Here is a 23,475-nt window from a genome sequence, read left to right on the forward strand (position 1 = left end):
CGCACCTGCAACAGCAGGCCGCGCCCACTGCGCCGGACGAAGGACCCGCGGCGCCGGCCGGTCAGCCGCGGGTGCCGGTGGCGACCAGGGCGGCCACGGGCAGGCCCTCGTCCGCGTACGGGGCGGCCAGCCGGAGGTACTCGGTGCGGATCGCGTCGGTCTCGGCGGGCGGGCGGCCCTCGACCAGTGCGGCGGTGATCACGGTGCCCCCGAGGACGTGCCGCCACCAGTCGGCCGGGTCGACCCGGTGCGTCCAGCGGACGGGCGTCACCGTCACGTCGGTGAAGCCGCCGCCGGTCAGCAGGGCGGTGAGGCCGTCCACCGAGGCGTACCGGGTGAAGGGGGCGGCGCCGGGGAGTCCGGCGGGGGGCGGGCCGCCGACCGCGCGGACGGCGTCGAAGACCAGGCCCTGCGCCCGGTTGGCGGCGAGGGTGTCCCAGCAGGAGAGGGCCAGCCGGCCGCCGGGGGCGAGCACCCGGTGCAGGTCGGCCGCGGCCGCGGGCGGGTCGGGCACGTGGTTGATCACGAAGGCGCCGACCGCCGCGTCGAACCAGCCGTCCGGGTAAGGGAGTCCGGGCAGGGCGGCCTGTTCGACCCGGGCGCCGGGCAGGGCCGCGGCGGCGGCCGCGACCATCTCGGCGACGGCGTCGGTGGCCGTCACCTCGGCGCCGCGCCGCAAGGCGAGTGCGGCGAGGCGGCCGGTACCGCAGCCGACCTCCAGCAGTCGGCTGCCGGGGCCCGCGCCGACGGCGTCGAGCAGGGCCGGGTGCACTCCGGCGGTCATCGCGCCGAAGCCCTCGCCGTAGGTGGCGCTGCGCGCGGCCCAGCCGCGCCGTTCGAATGCGGCGAAGTCCGCCGCCCGCCCGCCGTTCACTGGACGCAGAACTCGTTGCCCTCGGGATCGGCGAGGGTGACATGCCGTCCGCCGGGCTCATCGATCCGGGCGAGCACGGTGGCGCCCAGGCCGACCAGCCGGTCCACCTCCTCCTCGCGGCGCTCGGGCCCGGCGTGCAGGTCGAGGTGGAGCCGGTTCTTGACGGTCTTCGCCTCGGGGACGGCCTGGAAGAGCAGGCGCCGGCCGTGGCCGATGCCGGTGGCCGGGTCGAACGGGTCCTCGGGGTGCCGGACGGCGGCCATCGTGCGGAAGGCCTTGCGGCCGTCGACGACCGTCCAGGCCCCGGCGGGCAGCATGCCGCCGGAGACCAGCTGCTCCACGATCGGACTGTTGTCCTCGACGAGGTAGCCGAGGGCCTCGCTCCAGAACACGGCCTGGCGGTGCGGGTCCGCGCAGTCCACGACGATCTTAAAGTCGAGTGTCATGCTACCGGTTATAGTGGTTACATGGACGACGCGGCAACCGGACTCGTGCTCCACCCCCGCGAGGGCGCCGCCTTCCGCTTCGACCCCGGCGCGCTCTGCCTGGAGCTGCTGCCCACCGGCGGGCCCGGCGCCTATGCCCGCTACGAGGTGCTGCACCGGCCCGCCGACCTCGCCGACTGGATCGCCGCCTGTCGACTGCACACCGGCGAGGTCTCCGTCGACGACTCCGAGCTGGCCGCCGCCCGCGAACTGCGCGACGCGCTCTGGCGTCTCACCGAGGCCAGGGCCGCCGGCCTCGCCGGCACCGCCGAGGACTACGCGGCCGTCAACCGGGCCGCCGCCGTTCCCCCGCCCGCCCCCCGGATCGGCCCCGACGGGCGGCGCGCGGCACCCGGACCCACCACCGCGAGCGCGGTGCTCTCCGCGGTGGCCCGGGACGCCGTCGACCTCTTCACCGGGCCGTACGCGGACCGGATCCGCGTCTGCGGCGGCCACGACTGCCAACTGCATTTCGTCGACACCTCGCGGCCGGGCCGGCGGCGCTGGTGCTCGATGGAGCGCTGCGGCAACCGCCACAAGGTCCGGGCGCTGCGCGCCCGGCAGGCCGGAGGAGGAGAGGGCTGATGCCCACCGGACTCACCGGGGACGCCGGCTGGCAGATCGGCGTCTCACGCACCCTGCCGCACCCGCCCGAGGAGCTCTGGCGGCTCGTCACCTCGGCCCGGGGCACCGCGCTCTGGCTGGGCGAGGGCGTCCACCCGCTGGGCGGCCCCGGCACCCGGTACGGGACGGCGGACGGCACGACCGGCGAGGTGCGCAGCCACCGTCCGGGCTCGCGGCTGCGGCTGACCCGGCGTCCGCCCGGCCGCGCCGGCGACACCGTGCTGCAGGTGACCGTCTCGCCCGCACCGCACGGGGCGGTGCTCCGCTTCCACCAGGAACGGCTGGCCGACGCGGCGGAGCGGGAGCGGCAGCGGGCGCACTGGGCCGCGGTGATCGACGCCCTGGAACGCCTCGGCCCGGGTGCCTGATTCAGGCACCCGGGCCGGGGTGGGTACTGCCGGGCGTGCTGCGGGTCAGCGGTGGTCCGCGCCGCGCTGGGCGTGGATGCCCGGCTTGCGCATGCCGACCGCCTGGTCGCCGTCGTTCTCCGGGAAGTGGCAGGCCACCTGGTGGCCCGGCCGCGCGGCGACGAGCGGCGGCTCCTGGGTGGCGCAGACGTCCTGCGCCTTCCAGCAGCGGGTGCGGAAGCGGCACCCGCTCGGCGGGTTGAGCGGCGACGGGACGTCACCGGTCAGCAGGATGCGCTCGCGGCGCTCCTTGCGGCGCGGGTCCGGCGTCGGCACCGCCGACATCAGCGCGTTGGTGTACGGGTGCATGGGCGAGCCGTACAGCGAGTCGCGGTCGGCGATCTCGACGATCTTGCCGAGGTACATCACCGCGACCCGGTCCGACACGTGCCGGACGACCGAGAGGTCGTGGGCGATGATCAGGTAGGTCAGGCCCAGCTCGTTCTGCAGGTCGTCGAGGAGGTTGACCACCTGTGCCTGGATCGACACGTCGAGCGCGGAGACCGGCTCGTCCGCCACGATCATCTTCGGCTTGAGGGCCAGCGCGCGGGCGATGCCGATGCGCTGGCGCTGGCCGCCGGAGAACTCGTGCGGGTAGCGGTTGTAGTGCTCCGGGCTCAGACCGCAGAGCTCCAGCAGCTCCTGGACGGCCTTCTTGACGCCGCCCTCGGTGGCCACCTTCTGCAGCCGGAACGGCGCGCCGACGATGGTGCCGACGGTGTGCCGCGGGTTCAGCGACGAGTACGGGTCCTGGAAGATCATCTGGATGTCCCGGCGGAGCGGGCGCATCGCCGAGACGCCGAGGTGCGTGATGTCGTGGCCCTCGAACTCGATCTTTCCACCGGTCGGCTCGTCCAGGCGGGTCACCAGGCGGCCCATGGTGGACTTGCCGCAGCCGGACTCGCCGACCACGCCGAGGGTCTCGCCGGCCCTGACCTCGAAGTCGAGGCCGTCCACGGCGCGCACGGCGCCGGCCTGGCGGCGCAGCAGCCCCTTGGTGATCGGGAAGTGCTTGGTCAGCCCGGTCACCTTGAGCAGGGGCTGACGGTCGGAGGCGGGCGCGGGTGCGGGGATCGCCGCCGTCTTCGAGTCCGTCATCGGTTGTCTCCTGAGTGTGTTGCTGGCGGCCGGGTCACAGCCGGGGCGCGATCTCTTCGGCGAAGATCCGGTGCCGTTCGGCGATCGGCAGGTGGCAGGCCGCGAGGTGCCGGGGGGCGGCCTCGGCCAGCACGGGCACCTCGGAGGTGGATCGCCCGCCGGTCAGCTCGGCGTACGGGCAGCGCGGGTGGAAGGCGCAGCCGGACGGCACGTTGATCAGGCTCGGCGGGGTGCCCTTGACCGGGATCAGCCGGTCCTGGAGCTCCCGGTCGAGCCGGGGCATCGAGCCGAGCAGGCCCCAGGTGTAGGGGTGCTCGGGCGCCTCGAAGAGGGACGCGGCGGGGCCGCGCTCGACGGACTTGCCGCCGTACATCACCAGGATGTCGTCGGCGAGTTCGGCCACCACGCCGAGGTCGTGCGTGATGATGATGACGGCCGAGCCGAACTCCTTCTGCAGGTCCCGGATGAGGTCCAGGATCTGCGCCTGGACGGTGACGTCCAGGGCGGTGGTGGGCTCGTCCGCGATCAGCAGGGACGGGTCGTTGACCAGGGCCATGGCGATCATGGCGCGCTGGCGCATGCCGCCGGAGAACTCGTGCGGGTAGGCGTCCACCCGCTTGTCCGGCTGCGGGATGCCGACCCGGTCGAGCATCTCGATGGCGCGGGTGCGCGCCTGCTTCTTGCTGGCGCCCGGGTGGTGGGCCCGGTAGCCCTCGATGATCTGCGCGCCGACCGTGTAGTACGGGTGCATCGCGGTCAGCGGGTCCTGGAAGATCATCGCCATCTTCTGGCCGCGGAGCTTGCGGACCCGCTCGGGGTCGGCGGCGACGAGCTCCTCGCCGTCCAGCCAGACCTCGCCGGTGATCCGCGGGGCGCCGCGCTTGGTACCGGTGCGGTGCAGGCCCATGATCGACAGCGAGGTGACGGACTTCCCGGAGCCGGACTCGCCGACGATGCCGAGGGTCTTGCCCTTCTCCAGGTCGAAGGTGAGGCCGTCGACCGACTTGACCAGTCCGTCCTCGGTGGGGAAGTGCACCCGCAGGTCGCGCACCGAGAGGAAGGCGGAGGGCTTGGTGTTGTTCAGGGTCTTGCTCATGCCAGCCTCACCCGAGGATCGACAACGGCGTACAGCACGTCAACCAGCAGGTTGGCGATGATGATGAAGAAGCCGGCGAAGAGCGTGACACCCATGATCACCGGAAGGTCGCTGGAGCTGACCGCGGAGACCGCCTCGTAGCCCAGACCCCGGAAGTTGAAGGTCGACTCGGTGAGCACCGCGCCGCCGATCAGGGCGCCCAGGTCCATGCCGAAGACGGTGAGGATCGGGGTGAGGGTGGAGCGCATGGCGTGCTTGCCGATGACCGTCCGCTCGCCGAGGCCCTTGGCCCGGGCGGTGCGGATGTAGTCCTCGCCGAGCACCTCGAGCAGGGTGGCGCGGGTGAGGCGGGCGTAGGTCGCGGCGTAGAGGAACGCCAGGGTGACCCACGGCAGCACCAGGTTCTGGAACCACGCGACCGGGTCGTCGCCCAGGTTCACGTAGTCGTGCGGGAACCAGCCGAGCTGGTACACGAAGATCGCGCTGGCGAGCATGCCGGTGAAGTAGATCGGCAGCGAGACGCCGGCCAGGGCGGTCGTCATGGTGAAGCGGTCCAGCAGGGTGCGGCGGCGCAGTGCGGACACGACGCCGGTCGCGGTGCCGAACACCAGCCACAGGGTGGCCGCGCCGGCGGCGAGCGAGGCGGTGACGCCCAGTCGGTCCAGCAGGACGGGCCACACCTCCTGCTCGGTCTTGAAGGAGTAACCGAAGCACGGGGCGGAGCAGTGGGTGATGTCCACGCCCGTGCTGTAGTCGCGCCCGACGAACAGGCCCTTCAGGAACAGGAAGTACTGCTCGACGATGGACTTGTCGAGGCCCATCTTGTGTCGGATACCCTCGACGGCCACCTTGTCGGCGATCTTGCCGACGTAGAGCAGCGCGGGGTCGGTCCCGGTCAGTTTCGGCACCATGAAGAAGATGCCGAAGGTGACCGCGGAGACCACCAGCAGCATGGCGACGACATTGACGAGCCGTCGGATGAGATATACGAGCACTGCGGTCGGCCCCGCCCCGGGCCGGCCGCGTCCCTGTGGGGACGCCGGCCGACCCGGGCGGAGCCTTCACCTGCCCTTCGGACTAGCTGTGCGAACTACGGGTGCGGGCGGGGCAGGTCACTTGCCGTCGGAGACGCCCAGGGCCTGGAAGTCGACCTCACCGAACGCGTCGTTGATGAAGACGTTGGTCAGGCGCGGGTTGCGGTAGTTGAGCGCCTTGTCGGCGACGATCGGCAGCCACACCGCGGTGTCGACGACCTTGTGGTTGATCTGCTTGTAGAGCTCGGCGGCCTTGGCCGGGTCCGTCTGGGCGGCGGCCTGGTCGAAGAGCTTGTCGACCTCGGGGTCCGAGGTCTCCGGGTAGTTGCTGTTGCCGTTCTTGGTGATGAAGCGGCTGTCCATCAGGGGCTGCATGTAGCCCGCGCCGTTCGGGTAGTCGGCGCCCCAGCCGGCCACGATCAGGCCGTAGCCCTTCTGGTGGACGACGTCCGGCGCACCGGCGACGGAGGCGAGCAGCTTGCCGTCGTACTGGTCGACGTTCACCGTCACGTTGATGGCCTTGAGGGCGGTCTGCAGCGCGACGGCCGAGTTGACCTCCTTGGCCTTGTTGCCGCGGACGGCGATCGTGGTGGTGAAGCCGTCGGCCTTGCCGCACTCCTTGAGCTCGGCCTTGGCCTTCTCCAGGTCCGGCTTGCCCTTGGTCAGGCCGAACGGGTCGTAGTCGTCCGAGCCGAGGATGTTCGGGGGCAGCATGTTGCCGTAGGTGGAGCCGGCGACCGAACCGCCGCGGGCGGTCTGCAGCGCGGTGGTGTCGGCCGCGTACAGCACGGCCTTGCGGCAGTGGATGTTGTCGAAGGGGGCGACCTTCTGGTTCAGCGCGATGAAGCGGATGAAGCCGTTGTACGGGTCGTCCGTGTTGGCCTTGAGCTTCTCGTCCTGCAGGACCTTGACCTGGGCGGCCTGGGAGAGGCCGGTCTGGCCGAAGTCGATGTCGACGGAGCCGGCCAGCAGGCGGGCGTCCATGTCGTCGGCGTTCGAGGTGACGGTCAGCTTGACGGTGTCCGGCAGCGCCTTGCGGAACGGGTCGGTGGCCGGGTCCCAGTTCTCGTTGCGGACGAGCTCGTAGCCCTTGCCCGGCTCGACCTTGGCGAACTTGTAGGGGCCGGAGGAGACCGGCTTGTCACCGTACTTCGCGCCGGTGTCCAGCTTCTGCGGGACGGGCGAGGCGGAGCCCATCGCGAGCAGGAACGGGAAGGACGAGTCGGCCTTCGCCAGCTTGAAGACGATGGTGGTGTCGGTGGGGGTCTCGACCGACTTCAGACCCAGCTTGTTGGGGTCGGTGTCCTTGTACGGGCCGGGGTAGTTCTGGCCCTGGTCCAGGGACTGGATCAGGTAGGTCGGGCCGCCGGAGACGACGTCCTGCGCGAAGATGCGCTCGATGCCGTACTTGATGTCCTTCGAGGTGATCGGCGAGCCGTCCTCGAACTTCAGACCCTGCTTCAGGTGGAAGGTGTAGGTCTTGCCGTCGGAGGACACGGCCGGCTGGTTCGCCGCCAGGTCCGGGACGAGCTTGAGGCCGTCCTTGCCCGGCTTCGCGTCGAAGGCCAGGAGGGTGCGGGCGTAGTAGCGCTCGAAGTTCCACACCGAGGCGTAGTAGGCGCGGCCCGGGTCGAGCGAGTCGACGTCGGTGCTCGTCCAGAGGTTGAGCGTGCCGCCCTTCTTGTCGGAGGGGTTCAGCACCTTGTCCACCGCGGCGTTGAAGCCACTGGCCGAGCCCTTGCCCGCGCTGTCGCTCGTGCCACCGCCCTTGGTGCCGCCGCAGGCCGCGGTGGTCAGGGCGAGCGCAGCCACGAGGGAGGCTGCGGCAAGTGTCCTGTTGCGCTTCATGGGTACGGAGTCCTCCTGGTGATGTGCGGGCACGAACGGTCCGCCGGGGGTGGGCAGGCTGAGAGGGACCTGCCTGGTATGTGGGGGGAGAGGAAGGGCTAGTTGCCCTTGGGGTCGAGCGCGTCCCGGAGGCCGTCGCCGAAGAGGTTGAACGCGAGCACCGTGACGAAGATCGCGAGACCGGGGACGACCATGTAGGTCGGGTCGGCCTGGTAGATCCGGGTCGCCTCGGAGAGCATCTGTCCCCAGGACGGCGTCGGCGGCTTCACACCGGCGCCCAGGAAGCTGAGCGCCGCCTCGCTGAGGATGTTGGTGGGGATGATCAGCGTCGTGTAGACGAGGATCGGGGCGACCAGGTTCGGCAGCAGCTCGCGGAAGAGGATGTGGATGCTGCCGGCGCCGAGGCTGCGGGCGGCGTCCACGAACTCCCGCTCGCGCAGCGACAGTGCCTGGCCGCGGACGATGCGGCCGATGTACGGCCAGCCGAAGAAGCCGATGACCAGCACCAGGATGCCCATGCGCAGGGCGGTGCCGCCGAGGCCGAGCAGCGAGTTCGGCATGACCGAGACGAGCGCGATGGAGAAGAGCAGCTGCGGGAAGGCCAGCAGCACGTCCATCACCCGGCTGATCGCCGCGTCGACCCAGCCGCCGAAGTAGCCGGCCGCGGCACCGAGCACGACGCCGATCAGGACGGAGACGCCGGCCGCCAGGAAGGCCACGGTGAGCGAGATCTGGGCGCCGTAGAGGATCCGGCTGAAGACGTCGCGGCCGAAGGTCGGGTCGACGCCGAGCAGGAAGTCGCCGCTCATTCCGCCGAACGCGCCCTTGGGAAGGCCGAGGTCCGGGTTGATCTGGTCCGGGTGGGGCTCGTCGACCGGGTGGCCGAACAGCGCCGTCAGCACCGGCGCGAAGATCGCGGCGAGGATCAGCAGGAGCACCACGGTGCCGCCCGCGAGGGCGACCTTGTCACGCTTCAGCCGGTCCCAGGCGATCCGGCCCGGAGAGCGGCCCTGGATGCGCTTGGCCGGGGCGGCCGTGGCGGCCTCGGGCCGGGCAGAGCCGGTGGTCTCGGTGGGTGTGGTCATGAGTCAGTTCGTTCCCCTCGCCGACGGTGGCCGGCCCACGGCCCGGTCCGGCGGGGCGACCCGGGCCCGATCAGGGCCCGGACCCCGGTGCGGTCCGGAGTTCGCGACAGGTGCGGTGCAGAGCGGTGCGGTGGTTCCGTACGCCGGTGCGGCGGTGCAGAGTTCGTTTTCGGGGTGCCGGATCCGGCCGTCGGGCACGGGGCCGGAGGGCGGATCACGGCATTGCGGGGGTACTGCGGGTCCTGCGTGGTGCCGGAGTGCGCGGCATGCACATCGCGCGGTTCGGCGTCATCAGGGCGCGATCACCTTTGTGGGGATCGGCTCGCGCACTGCTGTGGGCAGCACTCTCTGTCATCGGAGAAGGGTTCCGCCAGAGGGGGCAACCGAAGGATGCCTAACTGTGATCTGCCGGCATGCAGGTCCGTTCGTCCCCGAATACGCCTCTTCACACGGCTGAAACAAGACTGTCAAGACGGGTACTGACGGAAGCCCGCCAACGGCGGGAAGCCGCCACCACCTGGGCAGAACCCGCCACTGGCGGAACACCGCCACAAGGACGGGTAAAGGGGAGGGAAAGGGAGAGGATCAGCGGCCGGGGTAGCCCGGCCAGGGCTGCTGGGGCCACGGCTGCGGCGCCGGCGCCGACTGCGGAGAGTAACCATAGGGCGGGTAGGGGGCCGCGCCCTGCGGACGTCCGTACTGGGTGTCGCGGTCGAAGAACGGGCGGGCGTTCGCCCGCATCCACATCGCCACCGGGTCGAACTCGTCGGCCATCGCGACCGTCGAGACCGCCAGCCCCTCCGGGGCCAGCTGGGCGGCCCGCTGCACCAGGGCGCGGGCGGCCTCCACCGACGGCGGGGAGTTGTCGTACAGGTCCAGGCCGACCGCCAGGTACGGCTCGCCCAGCACGGGCTGCACCCACGCCTGGCGCAGCGAGCGCAGCGGGCGGATCTGCGCGGCCTGCTGCTCCAGCAGGCCGTAGAACTGCGGCGCGTTCAGCCGCGGTTCGGAGATCTGCAGCGGACCGGCCGGCAGCCGGTCCAGGCCGACCGCGATGCGTCTCAGGTCGGCCCACGGGATGCCGACGCCGCCGCCCGGGGCGTGCGGGTTCAGCCACAGGCCCCAGCGGGTGCGGAAGAGCGCGGCGGCGATCTCCTGGCCGGAGACGACCTCGTGCGCGCGGGCCCAGCCGCTCGCGGCGAGCTGTTCGGCGGAGGTGACGGCGGGGGCGTAGCCGTGCCCGCCGATGTCCATGTTCCCGTACTGGGCGTCCGGGCTGCCGGGCGTGCCGTGCCAGAGCAGCATCCAGACCTGCCCCTGGGCGAGGGCCCGCAGCAGGTTCTCGTACGCGTCGTAGCGCTCCGGGCCGACGGCGCCGAGGGCGCGCTCGATGGCGCCCGGGTCACCGCTGGGCCGTGCCACGGGTGCCTGGCCCCACGGGCCCGGCCCGCCGCCTGCCGCTGCCGCGCTCATGCGCCCGCCTCGCTCCGCTCGCTCACGTCGCCGTGCCCCGTCTTGTTCTGTCTTCCGCCGCTCGTGCCCACTGCCGGGCAGCACCCTATTGCGCGCGGCCGACAGACGTCATGCCGCATACCCCGTCGTGGCGCCCCGGGCGCTGCCGCCGTCCGCCGCTGCCGGCCGGGCCGGCGGTCACGCCCGGACGTAGAACGGTGCGACGCGGGTCACCAGCCACTCGACGACGGGGTCGTCGGCCAGGTCCAGCAGCACCAGGTGGACGCCCCACGGCGGCGGGGCGGTTCCGAGCGCCCGGCCGAGCGCCTCGTTGACCTGCACCGGTTCGGCCGGCCAGGCCGGGTCCAGCTGCACGCCGACGTACAGCTGCGGGGCGTCGGCCTCCACCCGGGCGAGCGCCCGACGGGCCGTCAGGACGCCCGGCAGGCGGGAGAGTTCTGCGGTGGCCGCGGCGAGGAAGGCGTACGGCTCCTGGTGCGGCTCGGGCTCGCGCAGCGCCACCGCGGCGCCCTCGGAGGCCGGTTCGCCCGGCATCCGGTCGCCCTGCGGACCGCGGCGCAGCTCGCCGACGCCCTCCGGCGGCACCGGGATGCCCACCGGCGCCTCCGGGTTGACGGCGATGCCGATGCCGAGCGGCAGCCCGCGGGCGAACTCCCACACCGGTGCGATCGCGAACGGCATGCCGGGGGCGTGCTGCAGGAACTGCTCCTGCGAGGAGAACACCGGAACGTAGGGCGTGCCGGCGAGTTCGATGGTCGGCAGGTCCAGCGAGGTGCCCTGTGGGTCGGCGCCGGCCGGCAGCGGGATCCACACCTGGCTGCGGGCGAGCACCTCGATCACCCGCGGCGTGGCGCCGGGGTCGCCGAGCGCGGCGGTGAGCACCTGCTCCAGTTCGTTGGACGGCCATCCGCCGCCCTCCGGCGCCGTGCCGGGTGCGGCCCACGCCTGTGCCTCGCCCGCCGGATACCCCATGTACGGCCCCTTCGCTCGTCCCCTGTACAGAGCCTAGCGGGCCGCCCCCTCTCCCATCAGGCCCGGCGGCATGCCATGATGAGCGCGCTCGACCCTCCAAGTTCATACTGGCCGCTCGAACCCGCGCGGGAGAGTCCGGAACGCCCCCTGGGGCGAGGCCGGCGCCGAAGGAGCAAGTCCTCCCCGGAATCTCTCAGGCACCCATACCGCACGGGCGAGGCACATCTGGAAAGTGGACACGGCCGCGCCGTGCGCCCACCCACGGTGCAAGCCGCCATCCTTGAGGTGGCGGTGAAGCTCTCAGGTTGTTGACGACAGACGGGGAGACTCCACCCGCCGTCCTGCCCGTTTCCGGACAGGAGGGTCGCCCGTGTGCCCGCAGAGCAGCCAAGGAGTCCTGCCGTCATGTCCCTCCGCCTCACCGCGCTCGACGCGCTGCACCGCTCGCTCGGTGCCACCATGACCGACTTCGCCGGCTGGGACATGCCGCTGCGCTACGGCAGCGAGCGCGAGGAGCACCTCGCCGTCCGCACGAAGGCCGGTCTGTTCGACCTCTCGCACATGGGCGAGATCACCGTCTCCGGCCCGCAGGCCGGCGAGATGCTGGACCACGCGCTGGTCGGCTTCATCTCGGCGCTGGGCGTGCTGCGCGCCCGCTACACCATGATCTGCCGCGAGGACGGCGGCATCCTCGACGACCTGATCGTCTACCGCACCGCGGAGGACGAGTACATGGTGGTCGCGAACGCCTCCAACGCCCAGGTGGTGCTGGACGCGCTGACCGAGCGCGCCGAGGGCTTCGACGCGGTCGTCCGCGACGACCGCGACGCCTACGCGCTGATCGCCGTCCAGGGCCCGGAGGCGAACGGCATCCTCGCCTCGCTGACCGACGCCGACCTGCCCGGCCTGAAGTACTACGCGCTGCTGCCCGCGACCGTCGCCGACAAGCAGGTCTGGCTCGCCCGTACGGGCTACACCGGCGAGGACGGCTTCGAGGTCTTCTGCGCCCCGGCCGACGCCGAGCACCTGTGGCAGGCGCTGACCGCGGCCGGCGCCGACAGGGGCCTGGTCCCGTGCGGTCTGTCCTGCCGCGACACGCTGCGCCTGGAGGCCGGCATGCCGCTGTACGGCCACGAGCTGTCCACCGACCTGACCCCGTTCGACGCCGGTCTCGGCCGCGTGGTGCGCTTCGACAAGACGACCAACGAGGGCGCCTTCGTCGGCCGCAAGGCCCTGGAGCAGGCGGCCGCCGAGGCCGAGTCCGCGCCGCCGCGCAAGCTGGTCGGCCTGGTCTCCGAGGGCAAGCGGGTGCCGCGCGCCGAGTACGCGGTGGTCGACGCCGACGGTAACCCGATCGGCCGGATCACCTCGGGCGCCCCCTCCCCCACGCTCGGCAAGCCGATCGCCATCGCCTACGTGGACGCGGTGCACGCCGAGCCCGGCACCGCCGTCGCGGTCGACGTGCGCGGCAAGGCCGAGCCGGTCCAGGTCGTGGCGCTGCCGTTCTACAAGCGCGCCCGCTGAGCACCTCCGCACCCCGCTTCACCGCCGTCCCCGTGGCGGTCCGTCCAGCGGACGGCCACGCCCCTCCCCCTTGCGATCCTGGAGAATGACGCCATGAGCAACCCCACGCACCTGCAGTACACCAAGGAGCACGAGTGGCTGACCGCCGCCGTGGACGGGGTGTCGACGATCGGCATCACCGCGCACGCGGCCGACGCCCTCGGCGACATCGTCTACGTCCAGCTCCCGGAGGTCGGTGACGCCGTCACCGCCGGTGAGACCTGTGGCGAGCTCGAGTCCACCAAGTCGGTCAGCGACCTGTTCTCGCCCGTCACCGGCGAGGTCGTGGAGGTCAACCAGGCCGTCCTCGACGACAACGCCCTGGTGAACAGCTCCCCGTTCGAGGATGGCTGGCTGTTCAAGGTCCGCGTCGAGGCGACCGACGAGCTGCTCGACGCCGAGGCGTACACCGCGTTCATCGGCGGCTGACCGCCCTGCCACCGGGGCGGTCGCAGTGCGGCGGCCGCCCCGCCACAGCCCTTCGCTCCACGGGGAGACCCCACCTCATGACGGTTCTGAACCAGTCCCTGCACGCGCTCGACCCGGAGATCGCGGCTGCGGTCGACGCCGAGCTGCACCGCCAGCAGACCACCCTCGAAATGATCGCCTCCGAGAACTTCGCCCCGGTGGCGGTCATGGAGGCCCAGGGTTCGGTCCTGACCAACAAGTACGCCGAGGGCTACCCCGGCAAGCGCTACTACGGCGGCTGCGAGCACGTCGACGTCGCCGAGCAGATCGCCATCGACCGGGTGAAGGCGCTGTTCGGCGCCGAGCACGCGAACGTCCAGCCGCACTCCGGTGCGCAGGCGAACGCCGCGGCGATGTTCGCGCTGATCCAGCCGGGCGACACCATCCTGGGCCTGAGCCTGGCGCACGGCGGCCACCTCACCCACGGCATGAAGATCAACTTCTCCGGCAAGCTCTACAACGTGGCCGCGTACCACGTCGACGAGAAGACCGGCCAGGTCGACATGGCCGAGGTCGAGCGCCTCGCCAAGGAGCACCAGCCGAAGCTGATCATCGCCGGCTGGTCCGCCTACCCGCGCCAGCTCGACTTCGCCGAGTTCCGCCGCATCGCGGACGAGGTCGGCGCGCTGCTCATGGTCGACATGGCGCACTTCGCCGGCCTGGTCGCCGCGGGCCTGCACCCCTCGCCGGTGCCGTACGCGGACGTGGTCACCACCACCACCCACAAGACCCTGGGCGGCCCGCGCGGCGGCGTCATCCTCTGCAAGGAGCAGTGGGCCAAGAAGATCAACTCCGCGGTCTTCCCCGGCCAGCAGGGCGGCCCGCTGGAGCACGTGATCGCCGCCAAGGCCGTGGCCTTCAAGGTCGCCGCCTCGGAGGAGTTCAAGGACCGCCAGCGCCGCACCCTGGAGGGCGCGAAGATCCTGGCCGAGCGCCTGCTGCGCCAGGACACCGTGGACGCCGGCGTCTCGGTGCTCTCCGGCGGCACCGACGTGCACCTCGTCCTGGTCGACCTGCGCAACAGCGAGCTCAACGGCCAGGACGCCGAGGACCGCCTGCACGAGGTCGGCATCACGGTCAACCGCAACGCCGTGCCGAACGACCCGCGCCCGCCCATGATCACTTCGGGCCTGCGCGTCGGCACCCCGGCGCTGGCCACCCGCGGCTTCCAGGCGGAGGACTTCCGCGAGGTCGCCGACGTCATCGCCGAGACCCTGCTGCCCGGCTTCGACGAGGCCAAGGCGGCCGCCCTCAAGGCCCGGGTGACCGCGCTCGCCGCGAAGTACCCGCTCTACCCCGAGCTGTGACCCGCACCCCGCGGTAGGACCGACCGGGTCGGTCCCAGCAGTTCGTCCCCCGGTGACCGGCCTCACCCCGGCCGGACGCCAGGAATTCCGGGGCACCGCGCACACTGGACAGTGCGCGCGGTGCCCCGTTCCGTACCACCCGCAAGTCCTTCCACGAGACCAGACAAGGACGTCCCCCCGTGGCCATCAGCGTCTTCGACCTCTTCTCCGTCGGCATCGGGCCGTCCAGCTCGCACACCGTGGGCCCGATGCGCGCGGCCCGGATGTTCGCCCGCCGCCTGCACTCGGAGGGGCTGCTCGAGAGCACCGCCTCCGTCCGGGCCGAGCTCTTCGGCTCGCTCGGCGCCACCGGCCACGGCCACGGCACCCCCAAGGCCGTCCTGCTGGGCCTGGAGGGCAACTCCCCGCGCACGGTCGACGTCGACCAGGCCGACCTGGACGTCGAGCGCATCGAGCGCGACAAGCGGCTGCGGCTGCTCGCCCAGGACAAGGACGTCCAGCACGAGATCGCCTTCGACCCGGCGACCCAGCTGGTGCTACACCGCCGCCGCTCGCTGCCGTACCACGCCAACGGCATGACCCTGGCCGCGTACGACGAGGCCGGCGCGCCCGTCCTGGAGAAGACCTACTACTCGGTCGGCGGCGGCTTCGTCGTCGACGAGGACGCGATAGGCGCCGACCGGGTCAAGCCGGACGACACCGCGCTGCGCTACCCCTTCCGCACCGGCGAGGAGCTGCTGCGGCTCACCCGCGAGACCGGCCTGTCCATCTCCGGCCTGATGCTGGAGAACGAGAAGGCCTGGCGCAGCGAGGCCGAGATCCGGGCCGGGCTCCTGGAGATCTGGCACGTCATGCAGGAGTGCGTCGCGGCCGGCCTCGGCCGCGAGGGCATCCTGCCGGGCGGGCTCAAGGTCCGCCGCCGGGCCGCCTCGGGCGCCCGGGCGCTGCGCGCCGAGGGCATCGGCCCGGCCAACGCGATGGAGTGGGTGACCCTCTACGCGATGGCGGTGAACGAGGAGAACGCCTCCGGCCGCCGGGTGGTCACCGCACCGACCAACGGAGCCGCGGGCATCGTCCCGGCCGTGCTGCACTACTACCTGAACTTCGTGCCCGGCGCCGACGACGACGGCATCGTGCGCTTCCTGCTGGCGGCCGGCGCGATCGGCATGCTCTTCAAGGAGAACGCCTCGATCTCCGGCGCCGAGGTCGGCTGCCAGGGCGAGGTCGGCTCGGCCTGCTCGATGGCGGCGGGCGGCCTCGCCGAGGTGCTCGGCGGCACCCCCGAGCAGGTCGAGAACGCCGCGGAGATCGGCATCGAGCACAACCTCGGCCTGACCTGCGACCCGGTCGGCGGCCTGGTGCAGATCCCCTGCATCGAGCGGAACGGCATGGCCTCGGTGAAGGCCGTCACCGCGGCGCGGATGGCGCTGCGCGGCGACGGCCGGCACCACGTCTCCCTCGACAAGGCGATCAAGACCATGAAGGAGACCGGCGCCGACATGAAGATCAAGTACAAGGAGACCTCGCGCGGCGGCCTCGCCGTGAACGTCATCGAGTGCTGACCGGGCCGGGCGCCGCCCCGACCGTGAGGCCACTTCGGGCCACAGCGCCGGACGGCAAGCATTCATAGGCCGTTCATCCGGGTTTGGTACGTCTTCGAAGGTTACAGAGGGTCTGCACCTTTGGATCGATTTGTCCAGACCGGTCCCGGCATGCGACAGTAGAGGCATTCCACGGCCTCCACCGACCCGGTTCGGCCGTTTCCACCGCGAGGCGCGCACCCCCTTGGCCGCGTGGTGACGCGCACGGGCCCCCGACGCCGCACACCGAGCGGCACGGGGGCCCTGCTCATGTCGGGGCCCCGCCGGTGTCCGGGGCCGCGCCCACCGCGTCAGGCGGCGCGCTCGCGCACCCGCAGCTCGCACCAGACGGACTTGCCGCGCGGCAGCAGGTCCGCGCCCCAGCGGTCCGACACCGCGTCGACCAGCACCAGCCCGTGGCCGTTCTCCGCTCCGCCGCGCTCGGCCGCCACGATCATGCAGGGCAGCGCCCGCGAGGAGTCCCGGACCTCGATCCGCACCCAGCCCGGGCGGCGGGCCATCTTCAGGCCGACGGTGCGCCCCCCGGCGTGCCGGACGGCGTTGGCGACCAGCTCGCCGGCCAGCAGCTCGCCGGCGTCCCGCTGGTGCACCAGCTCCCAGGCGCGGAGCACGGCGACGACCAGCCGGCGGGCGATCCCCGCCGACTCGGGCCGGGAGGGCAGCCGCACCTCCTCCTCGGCCGCCGGGTCGCGCAGCCGCTCGAAGGCGGCCTGCTCCAGCTCGTCCGCGGTCAGCCGCTCCAGGGCCGCCAGCGCGAGGCCGCGGCTGGCCGACGCATCGTCACCGGCCGTGCCGAGCACCCGATTCGACGCCTGGTCCGCCTCACGCCATCCCGCCATGGCGCCCATCATTGCGGAACGCATGCGGGTGCGTACGGACAATGAGCAAACGATCACGGCGGGGGACATATGACAGCGGCACGCCTGACGGCCTACCAGGCAGTCCAGGGCACGTTCCACCCGCTCAGGCCGTTCTCGCCGGAGACCTGCGGGCCCTTGGAATTCACCACGGTGACGACGTCGCCGATCATTGACGCGTTGTAGAAGCGGCCGGCGTCGGTGCCGTCGCTGCCGTAGCGGGTGTCGGCGATGCCGATGCAGCCGTGGCTGGCGTTGGCCCGGCCCATCGAGCCGATCGCCCAGGAGTTGCCGTGCACGTAGGTGCCGGTGTCGGTCAGCCGCATGGCGTGCGGCACGTCGTCCAGGTCGTACTCGTCGCCGGCCCGGATGCCGCTGACGCCGTTGGAGGACATCCGCGTCTTGCGGGCCATCTCCTCGATGACCATCGCGCCGTTGAAGCTGTCGAAACCGGCCTTGCCGGCGGTGAACTTCACGGTGTCCACGGTCTGCCCGTTCTCCACCACGGTCATCCGGTGGGTGGCGACGTCCGCCGTGCTCACCCGGGAGCGGCCGATGGTGACGTGGTCCTCGCCGTCGGTGTCGCCGTACACGCCGGGGGCCAGCTCGGCGCTCTTCAACCGGTACCTCACCGTCACCTTGGTGCCCGGCTTCCAGTACTCCGCCGGGCGGAAGTCGACCCGGTCGTCGCCGAACCAGTGCGGCTTCACCGCGGTGCCGTCGGAGGTCTCGAAGACCACCGCCCGCTCCGCCTCGGCGCGGTTCTGCACCGCCTTGCGGAAGCGCAGCGACACGATCATGCCGACGCCGTAGGTCTGCCCGTCGTCGACGTTGACGTAGGAGCCGTTCTTCTTGGCCGGGGTGAGCGTGGTGAAGCCGCTCTCCGCGGTCGTCACGAGGCCGTTCGGATCGGTGGCCCGTGCCGTCACCGTGTACTGCTCGGAGACGGCGAGCGCGGCGGCGGGCGTCCAGCTGAGGCCGTCGGCGGCGAGCGCACCGGTCACCTCCCGGCCGTCCTTGCCGGTGACCTTGACGGCGGTCAGCTTCCCTCCGGTCGCGGTGACCTTGAGCGCCCCGGACGGCTTGACGTCGGTGGCGCCGCTCTTCGGCTCGATGGCCACGACCGCGGCCGGGACGGTGGGCCGCGGCCGGGCGGCCGTCGTCCCCGCGGCGGACGCCGCACCTCCCGGCGACCCGGACGGACCGCAGGCCGCGGCCGTCAGTACCAGTGCTCCCCCGAGCAGCCCCGCCGTCAGACCTCTGCGCACCGACCCCATTGCCGGCCCCCCCTCCGAACCTGCCGCGCGCTCCCCGGCGCGGTACCCACCGAATACACGCTCCGAGCGGGGCCGGGGTTGCGGCCCGCAGCGCGACGATCCGGTCACGAACCTGCAACGGCCCGGCCGCTCACGGGGAGCGGCCGGGCCGTCGCGGGAACCGCCGGGCGCCGGGCAGTGGGGTGCGGCCTACCAGTTGCTCCAGGGGAGCGTCCAGCCGCTGAGGCCGTTGTCCGGGGAGACCGTGCGGCCCTTGGCGTTGACGATCTTCACCACGTCGCCGACCAGCGAGCTGTTGAAGAAGGTGCCGGCCGAGGAGGACTCGCTGCCGCCCCTGACGTCCTTCAGGCCGATGCAGCCGTGGCTGGCGTTCGACTTGCCGAAGGCGTTGCCCCAGTAGTTGCCGTGCACGTAGGTGCCCGTGGTGGTGAGGCGCATCGCGTGCGGCACGTCCGGGACGTCGTACTCGTCGCCCTTGACGTTGGCCACGGTGGCCGAGTTCATCCGGGTCACCTTCTCCTTGCTGGAGATGACCATGGTGCCGTTCCAGGACGGGTTCTGGTCGTTGCCCGCGGTGATCGGGATGCTCTTGGTGGCGCCGCCGCCGTTCGCCACCGTCATCATGTGCTTGGCCGCGTCGACGGTGCTGACCTGGTAGCGGCCGATGGTGAACGGCTCGTCGCGGTCCACGTCGCCGTAGACGCCCGGGGAGACCTCGACGCTCTTCAGCCGGTACTTGACGGTCACCTTGGTGCCGGGCTTCCAGTACTCCGCCGGGCGGAAGTCCAGTCGCTGCGCGCCGAACCAGTGGCCCTTCACGGTGGTGCCGTCGCTGGCCTCGACGGTGATGCCGTTGACGACGGCGTCCTTGTTCTTGACCGGCTTGCTGAACGCCACCGAGACGATCATGCCGACGCCGTAGGTGCCGTTGTCGGCGATGTTGTCGTTGGTCGCGACCTTCTTCGCCGGGGTCAGCGTGGTGAAGCCGGAGGAGATCGCGGCGGGCAGGCCGGCGTCGTCCTTGGCCTGCGCGTTGACGGTGTAGGCCATGCCGACCGCGAGCGGCGCGCTCGGCTTCCAGCTGAGGCCGTCGGTGGCGATGGTGCCGGCGACCGCCTTGTCGTTCTTGTCCTTCACCTCGACGGAGGTGAGCTTGCCGCTCGCCACCGTCACGGTCAGGCCGTTCGGCTGGACGTCGGTGGCGCCGTCCTTGGCGCTGACGGTGAGCACCGCGGCGGACGCCTTGGGGGCGGCCTGCGTGGTGGAGCCGCCACCTCCGCCGCCCGTGCCGGCCGCGTTCGCGCTCGCCCCGCCCGAACCCCCGGAGCCGCCCGAGCCGCCGTCGTTGCAGGCGGCGGTGAACAGCAGCACGCCGCCCATGGCCAGCGCGACGGCCGCGGTGCGGGCGGTACGACCGGTGCGGCCGGCGCCGGCCGCACCTCTGACTATCGCGGCCTCGGCCGCCTGAACCGGCTTCACTCGGTTGCTCCCCTCCCGGTATCCACGCTGGATACACGCATCCACGCCCGGGTCGGTTTCACCGGGAGCCGGACGTCTTCCGCACGCCGTCGGCGCGGAACGGTCCCCGGTCCGCGCGGCACGCCAGGATAACCGCCGCAGATGAGTGAATCTTCCGCGGGTGGGGGGTGCCGGTTCGGTGAATCCCCGGCGCAGGTCAGCGCGGTGCGGCGCCCAGCGCACTGCCCTTCAGCCAGGCCGCCCAGGGCAGGTTCCAGCCGTTCAGGCCGTTGGACGGCTGGACGACCGCGCCGGTGTCACCGCGCACCTCCAGCACGTCGCCGACCAGGGTGTGCTCGAAGAACCAGCCGGCCGGCGAGTCCGCGTCGCCGCCCTGCCGATCGGCGATCCCGATGCAGCCGTGGCTGGTGTTGGCGGTGCCGAACACCTCGTCGTCGGCCCAGTAGTTGCCGTGCACGAAGGTGCCGGAGTCGGTCAGCCGCATCGCGTGCGGGACGTCCTTGATGTCGTACTCGTCGCCGAGGCCGACCGTCCGGGCGTTCATCCGGGTCTCCTCGAACTTCTCCGAGACGACCATGACGCCGCGGTAGGTGGGGTGCTGGGGGCCACCCGCGGTGATCTTCAGGGTGCGCACCGGCGCCCCGTCCTCGCGCACCGTCAGCGTGCTGCTCGCCAGGTCGACGGTGGACACCCGAGCCCGGCCGACGGTGAACGCCACCTCCTTGGTCTGGGTGCCGAACTCGCCCGGCGCCAGCTCCACGTCCTTCAGCCGCAGGGTGACGGTCACCCGGGTGCCCGGCGCCCAGTACGACTCGGGCCGGACGTCCAGCCGCCGGTTGCCGAACCAGTGCGCGGCGAGCGGCACCGGCGGGTCGGCGGCCACCTCGACGGCCCGCTCCGCCGCCGGACGGTCCGCGACCGGCCGGGTGAACCGCAGCGAGACCGGCATCCCCACACCGACCAGGGCACCGTCCTCCGGGGTGACGAAGGCGGCCACGGTGTGCGCCGGACCGGCCGTCACGAAGGCGGAGTGGTGGTCGGCGCGCAGTCCGTCCGCGTCCTGGGCGACCGCGTCGACGGTGTACGGGGTGGCCGGGGTGAGCGGCTCCTCCGGGGTCCACCGGGTGCCGTCGGGAGCCGTCCGGCCGGGTACGGCCACCCCGCGGTCGTCCCGCAGCCGCACCGACAGCAGCCGCCCGTCGGCGACGGTCACGGACACCTCGGCGTCGGAGTGCACCTCCTGGGCGCCGTCCGCGGGCAGCACGGCGATCGCCGCGCGGGAGATCCGCGGCCGGCCGGCCGGTCCGCCGTCCCCGCCCGCGGCCGGTCCGCCGGTGCACCCCGCCGGCAGCGCGAGGAGCCCGGCGGCCGCCGCCACCGCCCAACGCCGTGCCACCGCGAGCATGCTGCCCCTTTCCCGTACACCGCTGCCCGTCCCGCCGCTGCCCGTCCCGCCGTGCGCCGTCACGCCCGGGGCGCCCGGCACCCGGTCAAACGAGGCCGCAGGGCGCCGGACACGAGCCGGCGCGCCACCCGGCGGACGCCGTCCCGTTCACCCAGCGTCACAACACGATCGGCCACGTGACACCTGCACGGGATCAGGGAACAACTGGAGGGCGGGTACGGGACCCCCGCGCAGGGAGGGTGCGGCGATGACGGCGTGGCAGGAGCTGGCACGGAGCACGCGCCGGGAGACCGGCCGCCCACCCGCGTCCGGGCCGGAACGTTCCGCCGCCGCGCAGCCGGCGCCCTCCGCCGAGCCCTGGCCGGGCAGCTGGCAGCCGCTCGGCGCCCGCTTCCGCACCGCCCCGGACGGCACGTGCGGCACCAACTTCGCGCTCTGGGCGGCCGGCGCGGAGGCCGTCGACCTGTGCCTGTTCGCCGAGGACGGCACCGAGACCCGGCACCGGCTCACCGAGCAGACCTTCCAGACCTGGCACGGCTACCTGCCGGGCGTACTGCCCGGCACCCGCTACGGGTACCGGGTGCACGGCCGCTGGGACCCGTGGACGGGCGCCCGCTGGAACCCGGCCAAGCTGCTGCTCGACCCGTACGCCCGGGCGATCGACGGGCACTTCACCAGTCACGACGCGACCTGCAGCGCGGTGCGCGGCTGGCCCGAGCCGGACGTCGCGGACACCGTGCGCGACAACCGCGACTCGGCGCCCTACGTGCCGAGGGCGGTGGTCGTCCACGACGACGACGACTGGTACGACGACCAGCGACCGAAGACCCCGTGGGCCGGGACGGTGCTGTACGAGGTGCACGTGCGCGGCTTCACCATGCGCCACCCGGACGTGCCGCCCCAGCTGCGCGGCACCTACGCGGGCCTCGCCCACCCGGCGGCGATCGCCCACCTGACCCGGCTCGGCGTCACCGCGGTGGAGCTGCTGCCCGTCCACCACCACGTCAGCGAGGACCACCTGCAGGCCCGCGGCCTGACCAACTACTGGGGCTACAACACGCTCGGCTACTTCGCCCCGCACGCCGGCTACTCCGCCTCCGGCAGCCGCGGCGGCCAGGTCGGCGAGTTCAAGCGGATGGTGCGGGCGCTGCACGCGGCCGGCATCGAGGTGATCCTCGACGTCGTCTACAACCACACCGCCGAGGCCGGCGTGATGGGCCCGGCGCTGTCGCTGCGCGGCATCGACAACGGCGGCTACTACCGGCTCGACCGCAGCCGCCGCGGCTACGCCGACTACACCGGCTGCGGCAACACCCTCGACACCCGCCAGCCGCACGTCGTCCGGCTGATCACCGACTCGCTGCGGTACTGGGTCGGCGAGATGGGCGTCGACGGCTTCCGCTTCGACCTGGCCGCCGCGCTCGCCCGCGGCCACGACGGGGTGGAGATGCACCACCCCTTCCTCGCCGCGGTCTCCCAGGACCCGGTGCTCAGTCGGGTCAAGCTGATCGCCGAACCGTGGGACGTCGGCCCGGGCGGCTACCAGGTCGGCGGCTTCCCGCCGCTGTGGGCCGAGTGGAACGACAAGTACCGGGACACCGTCCGCGACTTCTGGCGCGGTGCCAGACCCGACGTCCGGGAGCTCGGCTACCGCCTCTCCGGCTCCTCCGACCTCTACCAGCGCGGCGGCCGCCGCCCCTACGCCTCGGTCAACTTCATCACCGCGCACGACGGCTTCACCCTGCGCGACCTGGTCTCCTACAACCGCAAGCACAACGAGGCCAACGGCGAGCAGAACCGCGACGGCACCGACGACAACCGGTCCTGGAACCACGGCGTGGAGGGCGAGACCGACGACCCGGCCGTGCGCACCCTGCGCCGCCGTCAGCTGGCCAACCTGCTCGCCACCCTGCTGCTCTCCGGCGGCGTGCCGATGCTCACCGCCGGCGACGAGCTCGGCCGCACCCAGCAGGGCAACAACAACGCCTACTGCCAGGACAACGAGACCGGCTGGATGGACTGGTCGCTGCTGGACGACCCGGAGTGGGCCTCGCTCACCGACCTCGTCTCCCGACTGGTCCGGCTGCGCCGCGCCCACCCGGTGCTGCGCCAGCGGGCGTTCTTCTCCGGACGGGAGACGGTGCCCGGCGGCCAGCGCGACCTCGCCTGGTTCACCCCGCGAGGCGAGCAGATGACCGAGGCGGACTGGTTCGCGCCGACCGCCGTGCTCGGCATGCTGCTCTCCGGCAGCGCGATGTCCGAGCGGGACCAGCAGGGCCGGCCGCTCGCCGACGACAGCTTCCTGCTGCTGGTGAACGCCGGCGCCGAACCGGTCGTCTTCGCGCTGCCCGGCGCGCCGTGGGCGGACTCCTACGAGACGGTCGTCGACACCGCAGCGCCGGCGGACGGGCCGGGGCCGCACCACCCGGCGCCGGGCAGCGTGCTGCTGGGCGGGCGCTCGCTGCAGCTGCTGCGGGCGCCCGCCCCGGCCTGACCGCGGACCGGCCCGGGCGGTCGGGCCC

20 protein-coding genes and 1 riboswitch are annotated in these 23,475 nt (G+C 72.5%); of the genes, 7 read left to right on the forward strand and 13 right to left on the reverse strand.

What is annotated here, in order from left to right; genetic code table 11:
• Nucleotides 1-61: 61 nt before the first annotated feature.
• On the reverse strand, nucleotides 62-874 hold the full coding sequence (locus KSNIM_RS14150; protein WP_263103571.1) for a class I SAM-dependent methyltransferase: 813 nt from the start codon (nucleotides 872-874) through the stop codon (nucleotides 62-64).
• A complete protein-coding gene (locus KSNIM_RS14155) occupies nucleotides 871-1,320 on the reverse strand; it encodes a VOC family protein (protein WP_263103572.1) in 450 nt (149 codons plus the stop codon). Before KSNIM_RS14155 ends, KSNIM_RS14150 begins: the two co-directional genes overlap by 4 nt.
• Before the next feature lie 21 nt (nucleotides 1,321-1,341).
• Between KSNIM_RS14155 and KSNIM_RS14160 the strand changes: the two genes are divergently transcribed.
• Both KSNIM_RS14160 and KSNIM_RS14165 read left to right on the forward strand, forming a co-directional pair.
• Entirely contained in the window at nucleotides 1,342-1,944 is a 603-nt protein-coding gene (locus KSNIM_RS14160; RefSeq protein ID WP_263103573.1) for a CGNR zinc finger domain-containing protein, read from the forward strand.
• Nucleotides 1,944-2,351: an SRPBCC family protein gene (locus tag KSNIM_RS14165; protein WP_263103574.1), complete on the forward strand. Its 408-nt coding sequence runs from the start codon at nucleotides 1,944-1,946 to the stop codon at nucleotides 2,349-2,351. The genes KSNIM_RS14160 and KSNIM_RS14165 overlap by 1 nt, the downstream gene beginning before the upstream one ends.
• Before the next feature lie 45 nt (nucleotides 2,352-2,396).
• Here KSNIM_RS14165 and KSNIM_RS14170 read toward each other — a convergent pair whose 3' ends face one another.
• From KSNIM_RS14170 to KSNIM_RS14200, 7 genes are all read right to left on the reverse strand, one after another.
• A complete protein-coding gene (locus tag KSNIM_RS14170) occupies nucleotides 2,397-3,488 on the reverse strand; it encodes an ABC transporter ATP-binding protein (RefSeq protein WP_263103575.1) in 1,092 nt (363 codons plus the stop codon).
• Between the two features lie 34 nt (nucleotides 3,489-3,522).
• On the reverse strand, nucleotides 3,523-4,584 hold the full coding sequence (locus KSNIM_RS14175) for an ABC transporter ATP-binding protein (RefSeq protein WP_263103576.1): 1,062 nt from the start codon (nucleotides 4,582-4,584) through the stop codon (nucleotides 3,523-3,525).
• Nucleotides 4,581-5,579 carry an ABC transporter permease gene (locus KSNIM_RS14180; RefSeq protein WP_263103577.1) on the reverse strand — a complete coding sequence of 333 codons (999 nt, stop codon included), beginning with the start codon at nucleotides 5,577-5,579 and terminating at the stop codon, nucleotides 4,581-4,583. Before KSNIM_RS14180 ends, KSNIM_RS14175 begins: the two co-directional genes overlap by 4 nt.
• 117 nt (nucleotides 5,580-5,696) lie before the next feature.
• Nucleotides 5,697-7,466, reverse strand: a complete 1,770-nt coding sequence (locus KSNIM_RS14185; RefSeq protein WP_263103578.1) for an ABC transporter substrate-binding protein — start codon at nucleotides 7,464-7,466, stop codon at nucleotides 5,697-5,699.
• A gap of 98 nt (nucleotides 7,467-7,564) precedes the next feature.
• Nucleotides 7,565-8,551 (reverse strand): ABC transporter permease, encoded by a 987-nt coding sequence (locus tag KSNIM_RS14190; protein WP_263103579.1) that lies wholly within the window; start codon nucleotides 8,549-8,551, stop codon nucleotides 7,565-7,567.
• 585 nt (nucleotides 8,552-9,136) lie between these two features.
• The gene (locus tag KSNIM_RS14195; protein WP_263103580.1) at nucleotides 9,137-10,024 is read right to left on the reverse strand and encodes an enhanced serine sensitivity protein SseB C-terminal domain-containing protein; all 888 of its coding nucleotides are present in this window, start codon (nucleotides 10,022-10,024) and stop codon (nucleotides 9,137-9,139) included.
• A 177-nt stretch (nucleotides 10,025-10,201) separates the two neighbouring features.
• Nucleotides 10,202-10,996, reverse strand: a complete 795-nt coding sequence (locus tag KSNIM_RS14200) for an enhanced serine sensitivity protein SseB (RefSeq protein WP_263103581.1) — start codon at nucleotides 10,994-10,996, stop codon at nucleotides 10,202-10,204.
• Between the two features lie 116 nt (nucleotides 10,997-11,112).
• A riboswitch (glycine riboswitch) is annotated at nucleotides 11,113-11,215 on the forward strand.
• Nucleotides 11,216-11,401: 186 nt separating this feature from the next.
• On the opposite strand from KSNIM_RS14200, the gene gcvT reads away from it, so the two are divergent.
• The 4 genes from gcvT (at nucleotide 11,402) to KSNIM_RS14220 (ending at nucleotide 15,896) form a co-directional block, all read left to right on the forward strand.
• Nucleotides 11,402-12,520, forward strand: a complete 1,119-nt coding sequence (gcvT, locus tag KSNIM_RS14205; RefSeq protein WP_263103582.1) for a glycine cleavage system aminomethyltransferase GcvT — start codon at nucleotides 11,402-11,404, stop codon at nucleotides 12,518-12,520.
• Between the two features lie 93 nt (nucleotides 12,521-12,613).
• Nucleotides 12,614-12,988, forward strand: coding sequence for a glycine cleavage system protein GcvH (gene gcvH / locus KSNIM_RS14210; RefSeq protein WP_263103583.1), 375 nt, complete (start codon nucleotides 12,614-12,616; stop codon nucleotides 12,986-12,988).
• Between the two features lie 77 nt (nucleotides 12,989-13,065).
• Nucleotides 13,066-14,334: a serine hydroxymethyltransferase gene (glyA, locus tag KSNIM_RS14215; RefSeq protein ID WP_263103584.1), complete on the forward strand. Its 1,269-nt coding sequence runs from the start codon at nucleotides 13,066-13,068 to the stop codon at nucleotides 14,332-14,334.
• A 179-nt stretch (nucleotides 14,335-14,513) separates the two neighbouring features.
• On the forward strand, nucleotides 14,514-15,896 hold the full coding sequence (locus tag KSNIM_RS14220; protein WP_263103585.1) for an L-serine ammonia-lyase: 1,383 nt from the start codon (nucleotides 14,514-14,516) through the stop codon (nucleotides 15,894-15,896).
• Nucleotides 15,897-16,225: 329 nt separating this feature from the next.
• Here the strand turns inward: KSNIM_RS14220 and KSNIM_RS14225 are convergent, their stop codons facing one another.
• The 4 genes from KSNIM_RS14225 to KSNIM_RS14240 form a co-directional block, all read right to left on the reverse strand.
• Entirely contained in the window at nucleotides 16,226-16,786 is a 561-nt protein-coding gene (locus KSNIM_RS14225) for an ATP-binding protein (RefSeq protein WP_411543865.1), read from the reverse strand.
• A gap of 80 nt (nucleotides 16,787-16,866) precedes the next feature.
• Nucleotides 16,867-18,069, reverse strand: a complete 1,203-nt coding sequence (locus tag KSNIM_RS14230) for an Ig-like domain-containing protein (protein WP_263103587.1) — start codon at nucleotides 18,067-18,069, stop codon at nucleotides 16,867-16,869.
• Nucleotides 18,070-18,258: 189 nt separating this feature from the next.
• A complete protein-coding gene (locus KSNIM_RS14235) occupies nucleotides 18,259-19,548 on the reverse strand; it encodes an Ig-like domain-containing protein (RefSeq protein WP_263103588.1) in 1,290 nt (429 codons plus the stop codon).
• A gap of 196 nt (nucleotides 19,549-19,744) precedes the next feature.
• Nucleotides 19,745-20,953: an Ig-like domain-containing protein gene (locus KSNIM_RS14240; protein ID WP_263103589.1), complete on the reverse strand. Its 1,209-nt coding sequence runs from the start codon at nucleotides 20,951-20,953 to the stop codon at nucleotides 19,745-19,747.
• Between the two features lie 247 nt (nucleotides 20,954-21,200).
• Between KSNIM_RS14240 and glgX the strand changes: the two genes are divergently transcribed.
• Nucleotides 21,201-23,447: a glycogen debranching protein GlgX gene (gene glgX, locus KSNIM_RS14245; RefSeq protein WP_263103590.1), complete on the forward strand. Its 2,247-nt coding sequence runs from the start codon at nucleotides 21,201-21,203 to the stop codon at nucleotides 23,445-23,447.
• The last annotated feature ends 28 nt before the right edge of the window (nucleotides 23,448-23,475 follow it).

Source organism: Kitasatospora sp. DSM 101779 (assembly GCF_025655475.1).
Lineage (GTDB): Bacteria > Actinomycetota > Actinomycetes > Streptomycetales > Streptomycetaceae > Kitasatospora.

What these genes read in the sequence shown, in the direction of transcription:
- KSNIM_RS14230 (WP_263103587.1), bottom strand. Translation starts at nt 18,069, where the DNA reads ATGGGGTCGGTGCGCAGAGGTCTGACGGCGGGGCTGCTCGGGGGAGCA.
- KSNIM_RS14185 (WP_263103578.1), bottom strand. Translation starts at nt 7,466, where the DNA reads ATGAAGCGCAACAGGACACTTGCCGCAGCCTCCCTCGTGGCTGCGCTC.
- KSNIM_RS14225 (WP_411543865.1), bottom strand. Translation starts at nt 16,786, where the DNA reads ATGATGGGCGCCATGGCGGGATGGCGTGAGGCGGACCAGGCGTCGAAT.
- KSNIM_RS14155 (WP_263103572.1), bottom strand. Translation starts at nt 1,320, where the DNA reads ATGACACTCGACTTTAAGATCGTCGTGGACTGCGCGGACCCGCACCGC.
- KSNIM_RS14190 (WP_263103579.1), bottom strand. Translation starts at nt 8,551, where the DNA reads ATGACCACACCCACCGAGACCACCGGCTCTGCCCGGCCCGAGGCCGCC.
- KSNIM_RS14200 (WP_263103581.1), bottom strand. Translation starts at nt 10,996, where the DNA reads ATGGGGTATCCGGCGGGCGAGGCACAGGCGTGGGCCGCACCCGGCACG.
- gcvT (WP_263103582.1), top strand. Translation starts at nt 11,402, where the DNA reads ATGTCCCTCCGCCTCACCGCGCTCGACGCGCTGCACCGCTCGCTCGGT.
- KSNIM_RS14160 (WP_263103573.1), top strand. Translation starts at nt 1,342, where the DNA reads ATGGACGACGCGGCAACCGGACTCGTGCTCCACCCCCGCGAGGGCGCC.
- KSNIM_RS14165 (WP_263103574.1), top strand. Translation starts at nt 1,944, where the DNA reads ATGCCCACCGGACTCACCGGGGACGCCGGCTGGCAGATCGGCGTCTCA.
- KSNIM_RS14195 (WP_263103580.1), bottom strand. Translation starts at nt 10,024, where the DNA reads ATGAGCGCGGCAGCGGCAGGCGGCGGGCCGGGCCCGTGGGGCCAGGCA.
- glyA (WP_263103584.1), top strand. Translation starts at nt 13,066, where the DNA reads ATGACGGTTCTGAACCAGTCCCTGCACGCGCTCGACCCGGAGATCGCG.
- glgX (WP_263103590.1), top strand. Translation starts at nt 21,201, where the DNA reads ATGACGGCGTGGCAGGAGCTGGCACGGAGCACGCGCCGGGAGACCGGC.
- KSNIM_RS14170 (WP_263103575.1), bottom strand. Translation starts at nt 3,488, where the DNA reads ATGACGGACTCGAAGACGGCGGCGATCCCCGCACCCGCGCCCGCCTCC.
- KSNIM_RS14175 (WP_263103576.1), bottom strand. Translation starts at nt 4,584, where the DNA reads ATGAGCAAGACCCTGAACAACACCAAGCCCTCCGCCTTCCTCTCGGTG.
- gcvH (WP_263103583.1), top strand. Translation starts at nt 12,614, where the DNA reads ATGAGCAACCCCACGCACCTGCAGTACACCAAGGAGCACGAGTGGCTG.
- KSNIM_RS14240 (WP_263103589.1), bottom strand. Translation starts at nt 20,953, where the DNA reads ATGCTCGCGGTGGCACGGCGTTGGGCGGTGGCGGCGGCCGCCGGGCTC.